Consider the following 2680-nt stretch of genomic DNA (forward strand, 5'->3'; position numbering starts at 1 on the left):
TATCGGCCGTGAACCGCTTGACGGGTTCCTCCGTACCAACCGGCTCGTGGGTCCGAACACTGGCCGTTCCCGGTGCCGCCGCGGGTGCGGACGCTCGGCGGGAACGACGCCGCGTGGCCGGCTTGATCTCCGCCTCCGCAGCGGGTGCCACGGCCGCCTTGGCGCCCCCCGGTTGCGACTCATTGGTTGCCGGGCGCTGGGCCCGGCGCGAACGGCCTCCGCGGCTGCCACGCGAGGACTGCTCCTGCGAGGCCGTATCACGTGCCGGCTGCCCGTCCGAGGACTGCTCCCGGGTTGCGTCGTGAGCGGGTTCCTCCGTGAAGGCCGCGGTCAGCGAGTCCAGCGTGAATGACTGCTGACCGGTCTGCGACTGCTCCTCGTGGTGAGCGCTGCCGTGGGGCAACTCGATGACCTCACCGTGAATGGTGAGACTGGACGAAGGGCCCTCGCCCGTGTCGTTCGACTCCCGGCCGCGGTCACCGCGGGCCGAGTCCTGGGAATCCGCTGACGACGCGTCCTCGCCCTGGCCGTCCTGACCCGACTGACCTCGGCCACGACTGCGCTTGCCGCGACGCTTCTTACGGCGACGATCGCCGTCCTGATCACCGTGTTCCTGGTTGTCCTGGGCACCGGACTGATCCTTCGCCTGGCCCTCGCCGCCGGAGCGCTCGGCGGACTGGGCGTCACCCGGCTGACCCGGCGCGGCGTCGTCGTCGTGCTGTGAAGCCGCCGCGATACTGGCCAGTGCGCTGCGAGCCGCCTCGGCGCGGGCCTTGGAGTCTTCCTCGCTGCCCGCGTGGCCGTTGTCCGAGCCGTTGCCACCGTTACCGGTGTTCTTGGGCTTGTCCTGCGATCCGCCCGGCTGAGCACCCTGGTGCTGCTGCTTGTGCTTGGAGCGTTTGCGCTCGTTGCGGTTGGTGCGGTGGTCCGCGCCCGAATCCCCGGCGCGCCCCTTGAGCGGGTGGTCGTGCACGATCGCGCCGCGACCGGCACACGCCTCGCACGGCTCCGAGAAGACTTCGAGCAGGCCCGTGCCCATGCGCTTGCGCGTCATCTGCACCAGACCCAGGGAGGTCACCTCCGCGACCTGGTGCTTGGTGCGGTCCCTGCCCAGGCACTCGACCAGGCGACGCAGCACCAGCTCACGGTTGGACTCCAGGACCATGTCGATGAAGTCGACCACGATGATCCCGCCGATGTCCCGCAGCCGCAGCTGGCGGACGATCTCCTCGGCGGCCTCCAGGTTGTTCTTGGTGACCGTCTCCTCCAGGTTGCCGCCGGAGCCGGTGAATTTGCCGGTATTGACGTCCACCACGGTCATGGCCTCGGTGCGGTCGATCACGAGCGAACCGCCGGAGGGGAGGTAGACCTTGCGGTCCAGGGCCTTCTGGATCTGCTCCTCCACGCGGAAGGATTCGAACAGGTCCGTGTCATCGCTCCATTGCTCCAACCGGTCCAGCAGGTCCGGGGCCACGTAGGTCACATAGGCCTCGATGTTGTCCCAGGCCTGCTCGCCCTGGACGACCATGGCGGTGAAGTCCTCGTTGAACACGTCACGCACGGTCTTGATGGTCAGATCCGGCTCGGCGTAGAGCATTTCCGGGGCCAGGGTCTTGGTGGACCCGGCTTTCTCCTGGATCTGTTCCCATTGCGAGCGCAACCGGTTGATGTCGTTGGTGAGTTCTTCCTCCGACGCGCCCTCCGCCGCGGTGCGCACGATCACGCCGGCGCCCTCGGGCAGGCGGTCCTTGAGGATCTTCTTGAGGCGCTGCCGTTCCACGTCGGGCAGCTTGCGAGAAATGCCGGTCATCGAACCGCCCGGTACGTACACCAGGTAGCGGCCCGGCAGGGACACCTGGCTGGTCAAGCGGGCACCCTTGTGGCCCACCGGATCCTTGGTGACCTGAACCAGGACGGAGTCCCCGGACTTGAGCGCGTTCTCGATCTTGCGGGGTTTGTGGCCCAGCTCCGCGGCATCCCAATCGACTTCGCCCGCGTAGAGCACCGCGTTGCGGCCGCGTCCGATGTCCACGAACGCGGCTTCCATGGACGGCAGCACGTTCTGCACCTTGCCCACGTACACGTTGCCGATCAGCGAATCCTGTTGGGTGTGGGAGACGAAGTGCTCGGCAAGCACACCGTCCTCGAGCACACCGATCTGGATCCGGTTCTCCTTCTGGCGCACGAGCATCTTGCGTTCGACCGATTCGCGGCGGGCCAGGAACTCGGCCTCGGTGATCACGTGGCGGCGGCGACCCGACTGGCGGGATTCACGACGGCGCTGCCGCTTGGCTTCCAGGCGCGTGGATCCCTTGACGCCGGTGACCTCATCGGCTCCGCTCTCGCTCACGCGGGGCGCGCGGACTCGGGTGACGGTGCCGTCGGACTCGTCCACGAGTTCCATGTCCACATCACCGCGGCGACGGCGTCGCCTGCGCCGGCTGGTCACGGCGCCCGAGGAGTCGTCCTCTTCGGTGTCGTCCTCGTCCGGCTGCTGGGGCTGGCGACGCTGGGCGTCCCGCTCCTTGGCGGCTTCGCGCTGGCGAGCGGCGGCGGCCTCGGCGGCCGCACGGATCTCGTCCTGGTCGGGAGCGTGGAACATCAGACCCGCCCCCACACCGAAGGACGGCTCGGCCTCGGGCGTGTCCTCGGTGTCGGGTTCCGTGGCCTCGGCGGTGTC

1 protein-coding gene is annotated in these 2680 nt (G+C 68.6%); it reads right to left on the reverse strand.

Features of this window, described 5'->3' with window-relative positions; all coding sequences use genetic code 11:
- A partial coding sequence (locus Q4E95_RS12550) for an Rne/Rng family ribonuclease (RefSeq protein ID WP_303383624.1) occupies nucleotides 1-2680 on the reverse strand: 2680 nt, incomplete at both ends.

This window comes from Kocuria sp. (assembly GCF_030536815.1).
Taxonomy (GTDB): domain Bacteria; phylum Actinomycetota; class Actinomycetes; order Actinomycetales; family Micrococcaceae; genus Kocuria; species Kocuria gwangalliensis.